Source organism: Chitinophaga japonensis, from assembly GCF_007830125.1.
GTDB classification, from domain to species: Bacteria; Bacteroidota; Bacteroidia; order Chitinophagales; family Chitinophagaceae; genus Chitinophaga; species Chitinophaga japonensis.
This window is the reverse complement of sequence record NZ_VLLG01000002.1, coordinates 1,403,448-1,419,107: the sequence shown is the minus strand read 5'-3', so window position 1 is coordinate 1,419,107 and position 15,660 is coordinate 1,403,448. Positions and strand designations below refer to the sequence as shown.

Sequence of the window (15,660 nt, the reverse complement as noted above, 5' to 3'; positions counted from 1 at the left end):
AGCCATTAAATTTAGTGCCTGTATCGCATCACTTCAATTTTGTAATTACGTTATGGAAAGAAGAACATTCCTGCAGCAAGGCACCCTGGCCGGTATATCAGCCCTTGCTTTCGGCAGCGCACAGGCGGCCACCGGCACTAATGCCGGGAAGGCGGAAAAGACCTTCAATATGAATTATGCCCCGCATGACGGCATGTTCAGGAACAGCGCGGGCGCCGATTTCCTGGACCAGATCCGGTTCATGCACGACCAGGGTTTCCGCGCCATTGAAGATAACGGCATGCTGAAAAGGGATACCGCCCAGCAGGAAAAGATCGGCAACCTGCTGGCCAAGCTGGATATGCAGATGGGCGTGTTCGTGATAGACGGCGGGGATAACTGGAAAGTATCCCTAACCACGGGCAAGCAGGAGTTTGTAGACAATTTCCTGAAAACCTGCCGCGCCTCCGTGGAAACCGCCAAGCGCTGCAATGCCAAATGGGCTACCGTGGTGCCCGGCTTCTTTGAGCGCAAACTGCCCATAGGCGTGCAAACCGGCCATGTAATAGACGCCCTGCGCCGGGGAGCGGAAATACTGGAGCCGCACGGGCTGGTAATGGTGCTGGAACCGCTCAGTGACACGCCGGAGCTGTTCCTGCGCACGGCAGACCAGACCTACGAGATCTGCAGGGCGGTAAACAGCCCCTCCTGCAAAATACTGTATGATATTTACCACATGCAGCGCAATACCGGCCACCTCATTCCCATGATGGACCTGTGCTGGGACGAAATTGCGTATATCCAGATAGGTGATAACCCCGGCCGCAAGGAGCCCGGCACCGGCGAGATCAATTATAAGAACATCTTCAAGCACCTGCACGAAAAAGGATACAAGGGCGTAATGGGCATGGAGCATGGCAACTTTCACCCCGGCAAGGAAGGGGAAACCGCATTAATAAAAGCCTACCGGGAATGTGACGACTTCCTGGGCTGAGGCCTGAAAGATATCCAGCTTTCTGTTTTTGGTTTAAAAGAAAAGGATGTGGCATCTGCCCCATCCTTTCTTTTATTTATAAAGCCGAAAAGCGCTTATTTACTGAAATAGTAGTAGGTCCTGCTGTAGTTGCCGTTGCCGTAATCCGTATCCACCAATACGAATGTCAGTTGCTGGGCGGTCAATGTCTGCACCGGCGCCTGGTCAGAAACGCCGTCCACGGTCAGCTCCAGCGTAGAGGCGTTTACGAAACGGTAAGAGCCAACAGTAGTATCATTACCCAGGTTGGTGCTGAACTGCCCATTTTCCTGGAAATCGAAATAAATATTATCCTGTCCATCCGTGTCTACTGTATCGGCGGATACCACCTCATGCTGGGCGTTAAACAAAGTGTCCAGGCCATACTCGTACTGCCAGCGGCCCTGTATCAGGGCATTGTGATCCGGCTGCGGGTTATCGTCATCATCGCTGCAGGAAACAAAAAGGCCGGTCAGCACAAAAGCCAGGGCCAGTAATAATAAATACGGTTTTTTCATAGGGTTGATAGATTTAGGTTCGTACAAAAATAAGCGGCATTTCCAGGAAAGCAAACTTTTTATGCCCGTACCTTTGCAGCCATGTTTTAATGATGCTATTTTCTTAACTTACTCTATAAATGCTTGCTTATGAACTTTCTGATCCGCTTGTTGGTAAGTGCGCTGGCAGCCATGCTCACCGCCTACCTGTTACCGGGGGTTAAGATAGACAGCTTTATAACGGCGCTGCTGCTGGCGCTGGTGCTGGCCGTGCTCAACGTGCTGGTAAAGCCCATACTGATCATCCTCACGCTGCCGGCTACCATCCTTACGCTGGGGCTGTTCCTGCTGGTGATCAATGCGGTAATCATACTCCTGGCCGGCAAGCTGGTATCCGGGTTCAGGGTAGACGGCTTCTGGTGGGCGCTGCTGTTCAGCATCGTCATGACCGTTATTAACAGCATCATGCACGGCATTGCCGGCAATAAAGAAGATTAGTGAATTGACTATTCACCCTTCACTATTCACCATCCACCTTTATGTACTTTAACCGCGCCCATATCAGTGACGAGCAACTGCTGGCCTTTCACCGCGCCTTGCTATACCCGCGGCTGGTAGAGGAAAAAATGTTGCTGCTGCTACGGCAGGGCAAGATCAGCAAATGGTTTTCCGGCATTGGCCAGGAAGCCATTGCCGTAGGCGCCACCCTGGCGCTGGAGCCGGATGAGTGGATACTGCCCCTGCACCGCAACCTGGGTGTGTTTACCACCCGGGGCCTGCCCCTGCGCAGGATGTTCCTGCAGTGGCAGGGCAGCCGGGAGGGCTACAGCAAAGGCAGGGAGCGTTCCTTTCACTTTGGCAGCCGGGAGCACCATATCTGCGGCATGATCTCGCACCTGGGCCCCCAGCTATCCGTGGCAGATGGTATTGCCCTGGCTCATACCCTGGCGCAGCGGCAGAAAGTAACCCTGGCCTTTACCGGCGAAGGCGGCACCAGCGAAGGGGAGTTTCACGAGGCGCTGAACGTGGCGGCCGTATGGGACCTGCCGGTGATCTTCCTGGTAGAGAACAATGGCTACGGGCTCAGCACGCCGGTAGCGGAACAGTACCGCTGCGCGCAGCTAACGGACAAAGCGGCCGGCTACGGCATGCACAGCATGCGGGTAAACGGCAACAACCTGCTGGATGTGTACCATGCCGTTACTAACGCCAAGGCCTACGCGCTGCAGCAGCAAAAGCCGGTGCTGATAGAAGCCCTTACCTTCCGCATGCGCGGGCATGAGGAGGCCAGCGGCACCCGCTACGTGCCCCCTGCCCTGCTGGAGGAATGGGCGCAGCAAGATCCTATCCACCATTACGAAGCTTTCCTGGATTACATTGGCCTGCTGCCCGCCGCACAGATCGGCGCCGTGCACCGGGAGCTGAAGCAGCAGATAGAAGACGATATACACGAGGTGCTTACCTACGCGGATACACATACGGATACTGCCGAAGAACTGGCGGACATCTACGCCCGCCCCCGCCCGCAGGATAGCATTCCTGCCGCCACAGCGCCGGCCGCGCCGGAAAAGCGGTTCATCAACGCCATTTCCGAAGCGCTGCAAACCGCCATGGAACAGTACCCGCAACTGGTGCTGATGGGGCAGGACATCGCGGAATACGGCGGCGCTTTCAAGATCACGGAGGGGCTGGTGGAGCGTTTCGGCAAAGCACGGGTGCGCAATACCCCGCTCTGCGAAAGCGCCATCATAGGAGCCGCCCTGGGCCTGTCCCTGATGGGCTATAAGAGCATGGTGGAAATGCAGTTCGCTGACTTTGTAAGCTGCGGTTTCAACCAGATCGTGAATAACCTGGCCAAGATCCATTACCGCTGGGGCCAGGCGGCCGATGTAGTGATACGTATGCCTACCGGCGCCGGCGTGGGCGCCGGCCCTTTCCATTCCCAGAGCAATGAGGCCTGGTTTACCCACACCCCGGGCCTGAAAGTGGTGTACCCGGCTACGCCGGCCGACGCCAAAGGCCTGCTGCTGGCCGCCCTGGCAGACCCCAACCCGGTGATGTACTTCGAGCATAAGGCCCTGTACCGCAGCGTGAGCGGCCCGGTGCCGGAGGGCTGGTATACCGTGGAGATCGGTAAGGCCCGTGTGGTGCAGCCCGGTACGGATATCAGCATCATCACCTATGGCAGCGGCGTGCACTGGGCGCTGGAGTATGCCCGCCAGCACCCGCAGCCCTCCCTGTACATCCTGGACCTGCGCACCCTGTTGCCGCTGGATTACGAAGCCATCCGGGAAGCGGTGGCCCGCACCGGCAAGGTGCTGGTGCTGCATGAAGATACCCTTACCGGCGGCCTGGGCGGGGAGATCAGCGCCTGGATAGCGGAGCATTGCTTTCACCTGCTGGATGCCCCGGTGCTGCGCTGCGCCAGCCTGGACACCCCGGTGCCTTTTGCCGCTGCACTGGAAAAAAATTTTCTGGCCAAATCCCGGCTGGATCAGTGTATACGCCGGCTGGCGGCTTATTGACGGGAATGGCGGGTTGGGATTTTCAACCGGAATATCCTAACTTGCGCCCAATTCAATTAAATAGCTTTATCATGTTGCAGACATTCTTATCAGTAGAGGTTTCAGGGTTTTACAAGACTTTTGATAAGATAGGAGGAGTTTTCCTGTATGTTTTCCTGATTTTGTTTACGTTAATGTTCCTGTATGCCATGGTGAAGTATGTAAAGCGCTAAGGGGTTTTATTTACCTTTCTCTCTCACATACACCAGCTTACCCATCTTTTTCCCGCTTTCGCGGATATCTATCTCAAAATTGTCATCGAAGCTTTTAATGAGCTGCAGCAGCTTGTTGTACCCGTAGTTGCGGGCGTCAAAGTCCGGCTGCTTTTTCAGCAGCAGGTTGCCCAGCTCGCCCAGGTAGGCCCAGCCGTCCTCATCCGCAATATCGTTGATGCTGGAGGAAAGCAGGTTCAGTAGCTGGCGGTTGGCCTTGCTGATGGCATTGGCCGTCTTCCCCTTTGTCGTTTTCCTTTTGGCGGAGGTTTCCTCCCGCTCCTGGTCATTCTGCTGCAGTATTTCCAGGTAAATGAACTTATCGCAGGCGGAACGGAAAGCGCCGGGCGTTTTCATTTCCCCCAGGCCAAACACGCGCATGCCTGCTTCCCGCAGGCGGGTAGCCAGCCGGGTAAAATCGCTGTCGCTGCTTACCAGGCAAAACCCATCCACCCGGCCGGTATAGAGTATGTCCATGGCGTCTATGATCATAGCGGAGTCGGTGGCGTTCTTGCCGGAGGTATAGCTGTATTGCTGCACCGGGCTGATGGCGTTTTCCAGCAGCACGTTCTTCCAGCCGGTCAGGTGGGGTTTGGTCCAGTCGCCATAGATCCTTTTAAAGGTGGGTACGCCGTATTTGGCCACCTCTTCCAGCATGGCCTTGATGTTGGTGTGGGGTATGTTGTCCGCATCAATAAGCACGGCAAGCCGCAGGTCTTTTGTAGTATTATCCATAAGCCGTTCAGTGGGTTTAATACCATAATATTACAAAAGATCTGCGTGCCGGCGTGCAGATATCTGCCGTTATCATTTCAGGTAGGAGCGGATCATCCAGGCCGTTTTCTCATGCTGCCGCAGCAGGCCGGTCACAAAGTCGCTGCTGCCGGCGTCCTTGTACTTATCGGCAAACTCGTCCACCAGGCGGCGCAGGTTGCGGATAATGGTCTCATGGTCATTCAGCAGGTTCGTTAACTGGGTGCGCTGGTCATTGGTATACTCCTGCTCTACCAGGCTGGTCAGCTTCAGGAAATCCGACAGGCGGCCTTCTGCATAATGTCCCAGGGCGCGGATACGTTCCGCCATATCATCAATAGCCTCTGCCAGCTCATCGTACTGCTCCTCGTAGAACTTGTGCAGCTCCGAAAAGCTCGGACCTTCAATATTCCAGTGGTAGTTACGGGTTTTGGTATACAGCACAACCAGGTCTGCCAATGCCTTGTTCAGCTCAAGGGCCACTGCCTTGAGGTGTTCTTCTGAAATTCCAATGTTTGCTTTCATCTGTTTTATGTATTTTTTTTGTGATCAAGGGGTCCTTTGCATAAACAAACCCTGCTCACGAAAGGTTTGTTAAAAATCCTACTTAAATAGCAGGTAATGGTGTTGGTTCTTTTGCTATTATTGTGCCATACTTCCTAATTTTGCGGTATGGAACAGTCGTCGGGGAGAATGTACAGCGCGCATTTCATCTTACTTTGCCTTAGTAATGCCGTATTCTCCGCCAGTTACAATATGTTGATCCCAGAACTGCCTGCGTACCTGAGCAGTATGGGTGGTGAGGATTATAAAGGCTACATTCTGGCACTTTTTACCTTAATGGCAGGTCTTTCCCGTCCTTTTAGCGGCAAATTGACAGACACCGTAGGCCGTGTACCGGTCATGATATTCGGCTCCGTGATCTGCGTGGTCTGCAGCCTGCTGTATCCCCTGGTAAGCTCCGTCGGCGCTTTCCTGCTGCTCCGCTTCTTTCACGGCTTTTCTACCGGCTTCAAGCCCACCGGCACCACCGCCTATGTATCAGACCTGGTGCCCTACAACCGCCGGGCAGAGGCCATGGGCATGGTAGGGCTTTTCAGCACTATCGGCCTGGCGCTGGGGCCCGCCATCGGGGGCTTTATTGCCGCCCGGTGGGACATTTACGTAATGTTCCAGGTATCTGCGGTATTTGCGTTGTCGTCTGTGGTGATCCTGATCGGCGGCCTGAAAGAAACCCTGCCCAACCGGCAGCGCTTTAAGCCCGCGCTGCTGAAGATATCCCGTCACGAGATCTTTGAGCCGCTGGTACTGGGCCCCGTGATCGTTACTTTCCTGACCTTTTTAAGCTACGGGGCTTTGCTGACCGTTATCCCAGACTTCAGCCAGCACCTGGGCATTCATAACAAGGGGCTTTTCTTTACCTTCTTTACCGCCGCTTCCATCGGCGTGCGCCTGCTGGCCGGCAAGGTATCCGACCGGTACGGGCGGGTGCCGGTGCTGAAAATATCTGCTGCCATGATGGCGCTCTCGCTCTTTATGCTGGCCGTGGCCACCACTCCCTATGTGATGATGGCCGCCGCTATTATCTATGGGGTATCCGTGGGCCTCAATTCGCCGGCCGTTACCGCCTGGACGGTGGACCTGGGGCTGCCGGAGCACCGGGGCCGGGCGCTGGCCAGCATGTATATCGCCATGGAGGCAGGTATTGGCCTGGGAGCTTACCTTTCCGCCTTTATCTATCATAACAGGGCGGCCTATTTCCCCGCTACTTTTGCCGTTATGGGCATAGCCGCCCTGCTGGCTACCGTGTACCTGATGCTGATCTATGACAACCGCCGCCTGAAGATCATGTGGCGGCTGGTGCATATGAAGGCACACCTGCGCAGGTGGCGTTAATATTTACAGCCTTTCATACAATGCGCGCAGGCGCTCCCGGCTCATCTGTTGCTGCCAGTCCTTGCCCAGCGCGTTCTCCCACAGGGGCGCCAGGCCCAGGGATACATCTATCATCTTGTCAAACTGCTCATCCGTCAGCCCCTGGGTGATGTGCTGCGGAATGGTAATACCATGCAGGTCCACCATTTGCTTGAACTCCTGCACGCCCTGGGGATAGAATTCCTCCAGCTTGTCAAACACAATGCAGTTGCCCACGCCGTGATGGGTGCCCAGCAGGTAGCTGAGGCCATAGCTTACGGCGTGCGCCACGCCCACCTGGGAGTAGGCAATGCTCATACCACCGGCGTAGGAGGCCATCATCAGCTTTTCGTCCGCATCATCATCCCAGCCGGATTTCCTCAGGAAGATCTCCCGGCACAGCTCCAGGGCCTTTTCGCCATAGGAGCGGCTAAAGGCGTTCAGGTAAGTGCCCTCCAGGGATTCTATGCAGTGTATGTAGCAATCCATGGCGGTATAGAAACGCTGGTTCACCGGCGCATCTTTGATCAGCTCCGGGTCCAGCACAATCTGGTCAAAGGGGGTAAAATCGGAGTTCAGGCCCAGTTTTTTCGTAGGCCCGGTGAGCACGGTGGTGCGGCTTACCTCCGCCCCGGTGCCGGACAAGGTGGGGATACCGGCCTTGTACACCCCGGGTTGCTTCAGCAGGTCCCAGCCCTGGTAATCCGCGGAGGAACCGGGGTTGGTCATCATCAGGGATACTGCTTTGGCCATGTCCATGGTAGAGCCGCCGCCAATACCGATGATGCCGGACACCTGCCCGAATTCCGCTTTCAACTCGTCGCGCAAGCGGTCTACATAGCTGGTCTTGGGCTCATGCGTTACGTCAATATACACGATCTTGTCCCGGCCCTGCAATGGTATGCGGGCCGTAAAAGCCGGTTTGTCCTGGAAGAAATGATCCACGAAAAAGATCATGGGGGCGTCTCCCCTGCGTTGCGGCGCCAGTATCTCATCCAACTGGTTAAAAGCGCCCCGGCCAAATATAACGTAGCCTACCAGCTTAAAATTCCTGAACTTCATTTTTGCTTGATTTATAACAGCTTCGCCGCCCTTTCCAGGTCTTCCGGCGTATCTATTTCCACACCCATATATTCCGTTACCACCATTTTCATGGGAATGCCGTTCTCCAGGTAACGCAGGCATTCTATTTTTTCCGCTTCCTCCAGCGGGCTTACCGGCAATTGGGTAAACTGCAGCAGGGTTTCCCTGCGGAAAGCATAAATGCCGATATGCTCGTAGTACACGCTGTCCGCCTCTTTGTTGCGCGGGTAAGGAATGACCGCCCGGGAAAAGAACAGGGCATTGAACTGCCGGTCCACCGCTACTTTTACGTAGTTGGGGTCCTCTATCAGCTTCCAGTCCTTCAGCACCTGCATCAGGGAAGCTACTTTTACCTGCCGGCCGGCCTCTCCTTCAAACATCTGCAGGAGCTTTTCCAGCGGGGCTTTCTGGGTAAACGGCTCATCGCCCTGCACATTCACTACAATATCCACATCATCCATATCGGCTACGGCTTCGGCTATACGATCCGTACCGCATTCATGCTCTTTTTTGCTCATCACCGCCTTGCCGCCGTTCTGGGTAATTTCCTGGTAGATCACGTCGCTGTCCGTTACCACCATTACTTCATCGAACACGCCGGTGCTCACCGTGGATTCGTAGGTGCGCAATATCACGGATTTGCTGCCCAGCCGGGCCATCAGCTTGCCGGGAAACCGGGTGGCGCCATAGCGGGCGGGGATGAGGGCTATTTTTTTCATATCCTATTGCAAAAAATTTACAACACGCTTTTAACGGCCTTTACCAGCTTTCCCGCCTTTTCCTGCACCTCCTGCTCGCTCCAGCCCAGGTTAATGGGCGTGCACACACAGCGGTTAATGATCGCATCGGATACGGGGAACTGGCGGATCCTGTACAGCTCCATGGCCTGCTGCAGGCCAGGCGCAAAATGATTCAGGGTAGCGCTTTGCCTGAAATGCTCCCAGTTGCGGATGTAGTGCCAGTTATTATCGTACCAGTAAAAAGCAGCCAGGCCGGCAGCCTTCATGGCCGCGGCGGCAGCCCGCGCCTGGCCCTCTTCCGGCAGGAAAAAGCCCAGGAAGGTAGCGCTGTCGCCGTCGGGGTCCGGCAGGCGGCGGAAGCTTACTTCCGGTATGGCAGACAGGGCATCCTTCATTATCTTTTTGGTTTTGCGCTGGATGGCCAGGAAGGTATCCAGCTTGCGGATCTGCGCCAGGCCCACGGCGGCATGCAGCTCGGAAATACGGAAGTTGTAGCCCATGAAGGGATGCTGGTCCGCGCCCCGGTCGGCGCCCAGGTGGTCGTGCCCGTGGTCGGAATAGGCATCGCATTTAATATACAGGTCCTTATCATGGGTCACCACGGCGCCGCCTTCGGCACAGGTGATGGTCTTTACAAAGTCAAAGGAAAAAGCGCCGGCATGCCCGATGGTGCCCAGGGCCCTGCCCTTGTAGCTGGCGCCGAATGACTGGCAGGCATCCTCCAGCAGGATCAGGTTGTGCTGGTCACAGATCGCTTTCAGCGCATCCAGGTCCGCCATAGCGCCGCACATATGCACGGGCATCACCACCCTGGTGCGGGGGGTAATGGCGGCCTCCACGGCCCGGGGGTCCAGGGTGAGGGTATCATCCACATCTACCAGCACGGGCGTAGCGCCCACGGAAAATATGCTTTCAAAGCTGGCTACAAAGGTGAAAGTAGGCATGATCACCTCGTCGCCTGCGCCCACGCCCAGCGCCGCCAGGGCGGTGGTCAGCGCGGTGGTGCCGCTGGAGGTAAGCTGTGTATAGGGTACGTTTAATTTACTGCTGATGGCCTGCTCCAGTTCCTTCGCCTTCCAGATGCCTTTACGGGGGCCGTCAAAGCCATAACGCATGAGAATACCGGTTTCCAGTACATCATTCACCTCCTTCCTTTCCTCGGCGCCAAATAGTTCAAATCCTGGCATAAGCTGTTGATTTTAACTTGTTGATAAAGCTGATTTTTGTATCGTGGTGCAAAGGTAGTATAATCAAACTTGCCCCGCAGCCAAAAACTATTTATCTTTTGCTAAATTTTCAACATGCGTTTCCTCCTGTATACTACCCTTTTGGTATATATAATTATGGTGTCCGCTGCTCCCGCACGGGGGCAGCAATCGCCGGAAGTGGCCATCCGGCAGCTCATGCAGCAGCAAACGGAGGCCTGGAACCAGGGCAATATCCCGGCGTTTATGGATACCTACTGGCGCTCGGATTCCCTGCTCTTTATCGGGAAGAACGGCGTAACCTACGGCTGGCAGGCCACCCTGGAGCGCTACCAGCAATCCTACCCCGACAAGGCGGCTATGGGCACGCTGCAGTTTGACCTGCTGGAATTTAAACGGCTAAACCCGGAGCTGTATTTCCTGGTAGGCAAATGGCACCTGCAGCGCTCCCTGCGCAATGTACAGGGGCACTTTACCCTACTGATCCGGAAAATGAACGGAACCTGGAAAATTATAGCAGACCACAGCAGCTAGGCGCCCTATAAAAAAGAAAACCATCCCAGGAATGGGACGGCCTGCTATACACCACAACATTAAAGAAGAACTATGACTAAACACTGTTCCCTGAGTTTCATAATGTTGGCGAGAGTTTCAGTAATCGATATGGTAAGTCGTCAGTCATCTTCTTTCTTCCGCTCCCGCACCGCTTTATTTTCTTTTGCTGGTTTTTCCGACAGGTCTGCTCGTAGCGGATTACGCGTATTACTGTTGGCTTTGCTTGTTTTTAGTATCTCGACCGGCTTTTTAGGGTTGTCTACCCCGGTATTCCCGGGCCCCTTTTTATTACCGTTTTTTTTCTGATCTGGCATATCTGCAATTTTTTGGAAGTGATCCCGGTTCGGGAAGTTGTTCCCGGGTACCTGAGATGCCGCAAAGTCTGTTCCATTAGCCATGCCCGCGCCTACAGGGTTCAAAAGTGTGTATGCTGGCGCGTTAATTCCACAACCTGTGCTTTCCCCTTTCCACAAACAGGGGTGGCCCGACAGGCGTCCACCCCGCTGCCATTCGATTGCAGTGAAGCGCTTGCGCCTTGATTGTCAATACACAGCAGCAGGCACAGAAATTGAAAATCCTTTTTCATTCCTCTTTTTTATTTACCCTTAAAAAACTGGTTTTTATGAAGATGCAGTTACGTGACTGGTGGTTGCTGAAAAAAATGCTCAAGCAACGTTATGCCCAACTATCCGATGAAGATCTTAATTACAGGCCCGGCAGGGAGCAGGAACTCCTGCTGCGCCTGCAGCAGAAAACCGGTAAATCACAGGAAGACGTGATCCGGATGCTCAACAGTTTTCAGGTAGCATATTTGCAGCATGCTTTGTTGTAGGGAAATATGCAAAACCTTAAAAATCTTGTACTATGATTATGCACGTAGATCTGATCAATACCCTCAACGACCTGGTAAGAGTGAATAACGACCGGGCGGCCGGGTATGATACCGCTTCCAGCCAGGCAGGAGATCCGGGGCTGCAACATATTTTCCAGTCCATGTCAGACCAGAGCCGGGAATATGTTTTTGAGCTGAACCGCCTTATAGAAGAACTGGACGGCGATGTGGAAAAGGATACCAGCCTTGGCGGCGACCTTTACAGGACCTGGATGGACCTGAAGTCCGATTTTACCAGCAGCGACAACAGCGTACTGGCTTCCTGCGAATACGGGGAGGATGTGGCGCTGCGGGTGTACAATATGGCGCTGACCAGCGATGTGGAGATACCGCAGGATATCCTGGACGTGATCACCCGCCAATACGGGGAGCTCAAGCTCTCGCACGACCGGATCAAAAAATACCGGGACCTTAATAAACAGAACAAATAGTATAAGCTACTGGCTGTCAACAGTTCGCTTGCAACACCCGGGCTGTTGGCAGCCTTATTAACATCCGTTTTACAAAAAAACCTGCCCGTTCTCACCCCTGCTGCTTATCTTTGACCCACCTGTTTTAACCCTGCCTCTGAACAACCCAAGCAATTTTAACCCGATTCTATTTCAAACCGTGTTCATTTATTCCTTTACTATTTAACTGGTAATTAATGACCGGCATTTTCAGATTCATGGCGCCCGTGTGCCTCCTGGCCTGTTTTATTGGCTGTACAAAAGATACTGCGGTTACACCGGTTACCCCGGAAACTACCGCTCCCGTTACGGACACCTTCCCGGAAAACAAAGTGGACAGAGCTTTCCTGCTGCAACTGGTGAACGGACTGCGCAGCCGTGGCTGCAACTGCGGGGATACCCAAATGCCGCCCGTACCGGCCCTGAGCTGGAATGGCACCCTGGAAAAAGCAGGCTGGCTGCACAGCAAGGATATGAAAGAGAAAAATTACTTTGACCACATTGCTCCCGGCGGCACCAATCCCGGGCAGCGCCTGGATGCGGCCGGCTACCGCTGGACCACCTATGGAGAGAACATCGCCACCGGCCATATGGACGAGCAGGCCGCGATACTGGGTTGGCTGAGCAGCCCCAAACACTGTATGAACATGATGAACCCGGATTTCAGGGAGGTAGGCATCGGCAGGTATGATGCCTACTGGACGATGGTGCTGGGAAGTAAGAAGTAAGAAGTATGATGTAGGAAATACGAATGTGCCTTCGCTCCCGGCATCTTACCTCATACTTCATTCCTCCTTCTTCCAACTTTTCCGCCACCAGCGCCACACCACGTACAGGTAAGCGGCCAGCGTAAGCACCAGCCAGGAGTAAAAGAAAATCATACGCCCGGGCGTGGATTCATCGGGCACGCCAAAGCCCAGGAACAGTCCCAGGAATACATTGATCAGCATCCAGAAAAACCCCAGGAACAGGGTACGTACTATTTTCACAAAGAACTGTACCAGGTCCGATTTAAGGGGGTCTTGCCGTTCTTCTGTGTCAGCAGGTTCCATATGTAGTAGGATTAATGGCGTCAGGGCAGGCATAATTTCATCAGCGCCGCACTGTCGCCCCTGAAAACGTTAAAGTCCACGATCGTTTTTATGCCATTCACCCGGCCGATGTCGCTATGCTGCCAGAACACCCATTCCCGGTCTATCCGCGGCCTCTTCTTCTGGTAGTAGTGGGCTATCCACAGCGGGTACTCCCTGAACTCATCGCCAAGATACGTATTATAGAATCGCAGGTTGGTGTAAATAATGGGCTTTACACCGTATGCCTTTTCCATTTCCTCCAGCCATATTTTGGCCGTGCTCCTGATCACCGCTGCCGGCTGGTTATTATGCATCTCGATGTCCAGCACCGGCGGCAGGTCGCCGGATTCCAGCTCCACCATGTTGCGGAAGTTAATGGCCTGCTTGACGGGATCGCGGGTGGCATAAAAGAAGTGGTAAGCGCCCCGTACCAGCCCCGCCTGTTTGGCCTTCCGCCAGTTGCGCCTGAAAGCCGCATCCTGCCGGGTAATGCCTTCGGTAGCTTTTATAAAGGCGAAGGATATACGTATATTGGCCACCTGCATCTGCTTTACCGCCTCCCAGTTGATCTGCTGCTGGAATTTAGACACGTCGATACCATGTACTGAATAGCTCACCGGCATATCTATGCCAAACTCCTCGTACCGCACAAAGCTGAGCTCCTGCCGGCGCTGCCGCCACCACAGCCAGGCCAGCATCATCAAGGCCGCCAATACCAGTACAAGCAATAAACATCCCGTTTTTTTGATCCTCATTTTACTAATACAGTTGCCGGTTTTCAGCAGTTGATCATGGTATTCCCTTACTGCTGAGGTACAAGTATACCGCAATATTTTATTACTATTACATTCGCAGTTGTCTTATTTTTACACACAAAGTAGCTGAGCCATGCCGGATTTTAACCTGAATGATACGCTGAACCTTTTTTCCAAATTCACACCGCGCCGCGCCTGGAACGCAGGCAAGGTGCTGGGCAGCTACTTCCTGAGCAAGTGGACCGGCAGGCCCGTGCAATGGGGATATCCCATCTCCCTTTCCTTTGAGCCTACCACTTCCTGCAACCTGCGCTGCCCGGAATGCCCCAGCGGCCTCCGTGCGTTTACGCGCCCTACCGGCATGCTGCAGCAGGATTTTTTCAGGAAAACCATTGACGAGATCTCCCGGGACCTGCTATACCTGATCTTCTATTTCCAGGGCGAGCCCTACCTGAACCCCGGCTTCCTGGATATGGTAAAGTATGCCGGCGAAAAGGGGCTGTACACCGCCACCTCCACCAATGCGCATTACCTCACGGATGCCAATGCCCGTAAAACCGTGGAAAGCGGACTGGACAGGCTGATCATATCCATAGACGGCACTACCCAGGATGTATACACGCAATACCGGGTAGGCGGCAACCTGGAAAAAGTGATACAGGGCGCAAAGAACATCGTGAAATGGAAGAAGGAATTGAAGTCTAAAAAGCCGTTCGTGTTCTTCCAGTTCCTGGTGGTAAAGCCTAACGAGCACCAGATCGAAGACATTAAAAAACTGGCAAAGGAGATCGGGGTGGACGAGGTGCGTTTTAAAACCGCGCAGGTATATGATTATGAGGAGGGCAACCGCCTGATACCTACCATTGACAAATACAGCCGCTACCACCGCAACGAGGACGGCACCTACAGCATCAAGAACAAGCTGGGCAACCACTGCTGGCGCCTGTGGCATTCACCGGTCATTACCTGGGACGGGCTGGTGGCACCCTGCTGCTTTGACAAGGATGCACAGCATAAGCTGGGCGACCTGAAGCAACAGTCCTTCAGGGAGCTATGGTTTAATGAACAATATGTCCGCTTCCGTACCCAGATCATGGAAGGGCGCAAGAACATTGACATTTGCGCTAACTGCAGCGAGGGCACCAAAGTGTGGGGCTAACGGTGCCGGTTATATTAATATTCCTCCTGGGAATTACTCTCGTCCATACGGGCTTTTCTTCTTTCCGCCTTTTTACGGGCCCGTTTCTTCCTGCGTTGTTGCTGGTACTGGTTAAAGAGGTTAATGCCCAGTCTTACGCCTACAAATTCAAGGATAGTCATCAGGGCCCTGGTGGCAAATGTTTTGACATTGCCGCTTTGCCAGGCAATGCCGGCTATGCGCATGCCTATATTGAACCAGCCTTTGTGCTGGCCGGAGGCCGCGCCGGGAATAACCGAGTTAATGGCCATTTTACCGTAATTGCCCTTGAAATAGTCTACCCGGCCTGCCAGCTCCAGTTCCAGCTCCCGGCTGCGCTTCTTCAGCCGGGCTATTTCCTGTTCCAGCGTATGGGCATTGGTGACCTTCACCTTTTGCATGTGTAACTATTTAATCATTTAACGGAGTTTCCTGTTCCCGCTCCTCCATCTCTTCCACCATTTCGGCGATCAGCAGGTTGGACAGCGGCCGCTGGATCAGGCTTTTGCGAAACACCAGCAGCACAACCAGCAGGAGTACAAAAAGCCCTGCCGCGCAGGAAAAACCGATCGTAAAACTACCGGTCATCTCTCCTATCCAGAAGCCTACTACCATGCCCAGGAACACGATCACGAAAAAGAACAGCAGGAAAGCCATTGTTATAGAAAAAAAAAGGCCCAAAGCCTTTGATAGCTTTCCTGCTGCCTGTAGTTTGACGAGGTCCAGACGGGTTTCCAGGTATTCCCTGGCCACCTTGCCGGTTTGGTCAAAATAATTGCTGAAATTTTCTTCCATGCAAA

The 15,660-nt window shown here is 54.0% G+C and carries 20 protein-coding genes; 9 read left to right on the top strand and 11 right to left on the bottom strand.

Annotated features, from left to right (window positions below):
* The first annotated feature begins 52 nt into the window (after positions 1 to 52).
* The gene (locus tag LX66_RS05710; protein ID WP_145710914.1) at positions 53 to 973 is read left to right on the top strand and encodes a hydroxypyruvate isomerase family protein; all 921 of its coding nucleotides are present in this window, start codon (positions 53 to 55) and stop codon (positions 971 to 973) included.
* A 95-nt stretch (positions 974 to 1,068) separates the two neighbouring features.
* Here the strand turns inward: LX66_RS05710 and LX66_RS05705 are convergent, their stop codons facing one another.
* The gene (locus tag LX66_RS05705; protein WP_145710913.1) at positions 1,069 to 1,509 is read right to left on the bottom strand and encodes a hypothetical protein; all 441 of its coding nucleotides are present in this window, start codon (positions 1,507 to 1,509) and stop codon (positions 1,069 to 1,071) included.
* A gap of 129 nt (positions 1,510 to 1,638) precedes the next feature.
* Here LX66_RS05705 and LX66_RS05700 point away from each other — a divergent pair, with 129 nt between their 5' ends.
* Both LX66_RS05700 and LX66_RS05695 read left to right on the top strand, forming a co-directional pair.
* Positions 1,639 to 1,986, top strand: a complete 348-nt coding sequence (locus LX66_RS05700) for a phage holin family protein (RefSeq protein WP_145710912.1) — start codon at positions 1,639 to 1,641, stop codon at positions 1,984 to 1,986.
* Positions 1,987 to 2,027: 41 nt separating this feature from the next.
* Positions 2,028 to 4,013, top strand: coding sequence for an alpha-ketoacid dehydrogenase subunit alpha/beta (locus LX66_RS05695; RefSeq protein WP_145710911.1), 1,986 nt, complete (start codon positions 2,028 to 2,030; stop codon positions 4,011 to 4,013).
* A gap of 218 nt (positions 4,014 to 4,231) precedes the next feature.
* On the opposite strand, the gene LX66_RS05690 is transcribed toward LX66_RS05695, so the two are convergent.
* Both LX66_RS05690 and LX66_RS05685 read right to left on the bottom strand, forming a co-directional pair.
* On the bottom strand, positions 4,232 to 4,999 hold the full coding sequence (locus LX66_RS05690) for an NYN domain-containing protein (RefSeq protein ID WP_145710910.1): 768 nt from the start codon (positions 4,997 to 4,999) through the stop codon (positions 4,232 to 4,234).
* A gap of 72 nt (positions 5,000 to 5,071) precedes the next feature.
* The gene (locus LX66_RS05685; protein ID WP_145710909.1) at positions 5,072 to 5,542 is read right to left on the bottom strand and encodes a Dps family protein; all 471 of its coding nucleotides are present in this window, start codon (positions 5,540 to 5,542) and stop codon (positions 5,072 to 5,074) included.
* Between the two features lie 147 nt (positions 5,543 to 5,689).
* On the opposite strand from LX66_RS05685, the gene LX66_RS05680 reads away from it, so the two are divergent.
* The gene (locus LX66_RS05680) at positions 5,690 to 6,913 is read left to right on the top strand and encodes an MFS transporter (RefSeq protein ID WP_145710908.1); all 1,224 of its coding nucleotides are present in this window, start codon (positions 5,690 to 5,692) and stop codon (positions 6,911 to 6,913) included.
* A 3-nt stretch (positions 6,914 to 6,916) separates the two neighbouring features.
* Here the strand turns inward: LX66_RS05680 and LX66_RS05675 are convergent, their stop codons facing one another.
* The 3 genes from LX66_RS05675 to LX66_RS05665 are packed head-to-tail and all read right to left on the bottom strand — an operon-like array spanning position 6,917 to position 9,941.
* Positions 6,917 to 7,993, bottom strand: a complete 1,077-nt coding sequence (locus LX66_RS05675; protein ID WP_145710907.1) for an iron-containing alcohol dehydrogenase family protein — start codon at positions 7,991 to 7,993, stop codon at positions 6,917 to 6,919.
* An 11-nt stretch (positions 7,994 to 8,004) separates the two neighbouring features.
* On the bottom strand, positions 8,005 to 8,733 hold the full coding sequence (gene kdsB, locus LX66_RS05670) for a 3-deoxy-manno-octulosonate cytidylyltransferase (RefSeq protein WP_145710906.1): 729 nt from the start codon (positions 8,731 to 8,733) through the stop codon (positions 8,005 to 8,007).
* Between the two features lie 17 nt (positions 8,734 to 8,750).
* Entirely contained in the window at positions 8,751 to 9,941 is a 1,191-nt protein-coding gene (locus tag LX66_RS05665; RefSeq protein ID WP_145710905.1) for a DegT/DnrJ/EryC1/StrS family aminotransferase, read from the bottom strand.
* Between the two features lie 114 nt (positions 9,942 to 10,055).
* On the opposite strand from LX66_RS05665, the gene LX66_RS05660 reads away from it, so the two are divergent.
* On the top strand, positions 10,056 to 10,493 hold the full coding sequence (locus LX66_RS05660) for a YybH family protein (RefSeq protein WP_145710904.1): 438 nt from the start codon (positions 10,056 to 10,058) through the stop codon (positions 10,491 to 10,493).
* Positions 10,494 to 10,633: 140 nt separating this feature from the next.
* Here LX66_RS05660 and LX66_RS05655 read toward each other — a convergent pair whose 3' ends face one another.
* Positions 10,634 to 10,912: a hypothetical protein gene (locus tag LX66_RS05655; protein WP_145710903.1), complete on the bottom strand. Its 279-nt coding sequence runs from the start codon at positions 10,910 to 10,912 to the stop codon at positions 10,634 to 10,636.
* Between the two features lie 224 nt (positions 10,913 to 11,136).
* On the opposite strand from LX66_RS05655, the gene LX66_RS05650 reads away from it, so the two are divergent.
* From LX66_RS05650 to LX66_RS05640, 3 genes are all read left to right on the top strand, one after another.
* The gene (locus tag LX66_RS05650; RefSeq protein WP_211366022.1) at positions 11,137 to 11,346 is read left to right on the top strand and encodes a general stress protein CsbD; all 210 of its coding nucleotides are present in this window, start codon (positions 11,137 to 11,139) and stop codon (positions 11,344 to 11,346) included.
* A gap of 38 nt (positions 11,347 to 11,384) precedes the next feature.
* Positions 11,385 to 11,837, top strand: coding sequence for a PA2169 family four-helix-bundle protein (locus LX66_RS05645; protein ID WP_211366018.1), 453 nt, complete (start codon positions 11,385 to 11,387; stop codon positions 11,835 to 11,837).
* Positions 11,838 to 12,052: 215 nt separating this feature from the next.
* Positions 12,053 to 12,583: a CAP domain-containing protein gene (locus tag LX66_RS05640; protein WP_145710901.1), complete on the top strand. Its 531-nt coding sequence runs from the start codon at positions 12,053 to 12,055 to the stop codon at positions 12,581 to 12,583.
* Between the two features lie 57 nt (positions 12,584 to 12,640).
* Here the strand turns inward: LX66_RS05640 and LX66_RS05635 are convergent, their stop codons facing one another.
* Together LX66_RS05635 and LX66_RS05630 are read right to left on the bottom strand one after the other, a co-directional pair.
* A complete protein-coding gene (locus LX66_RS05635; RefSeq protein ID WP_145710900.1) occupies positions 12,641 to 12,907 on the bottom strand; it encodes a hypothetical protein in 267 nt (88 codons plus the stop codon).
* 20 nt (positions 12,908 to 12,927) lie between these two features.
* Entirely contained in the window at positions 12,928 to 13,656 is a 729-nt protein-coding gene (locus LX66_RS05630; RefSeq protein ID WP_244620303.1) for a glycoside hydrolase family 25 protein, read from the bottom strand.
* A 160-nt stretch (positions 13,657 to 13,816) separates the two neighbouring features.
* Here LX66_RS05630 and LX66_RS05625 point away from each other — a divergent pair, with 160 nt between their 5' ends.
* On the top strand, positions 13,817 to 14,842 hold the full coding sequence (locus LX66_RS05625; protein ID WP_145710899.1) for an SPASM domain-containing protein: 1,026 nt from the start codon (positions 13,817 to 13,819) through the stop codon (positions 14,840 to 14,842).
* Positions 14,843 to 14,856: 14 nt separating this feature from the next.
* On the opposite strand, the gene LX66_RS05620 is transcribed toward LX66_RS05625, so the two are convergent.
* Positions 14,857 to 15,261 carry a hypothetical protein gene (locus tag LX66_RS05620; protein ID WP_145710898.1) on the bottom strand — a complete coding sequence of 135 codons (405 nt, stop codon included), beginning with the start codon at positions 15,259 to 15,261 and terminating at the stop codon, positions 14,857 to 14,859.
* Positions 15,262 to 15,271: 10 nt separating this feature from the next.
* Positions 15,272 to 15,655, bottom strand: a complete 384-nt coding sequence (locus tag LX66_RS05615; protein WP_145710897.1) for a hypothetical protein — start codon at positions 15,653 to 15,655, stop codon at positions 15,272 to 15,274.
* Positions 15,656 to 15,660 lie beyond the last annotated feature (5 nt).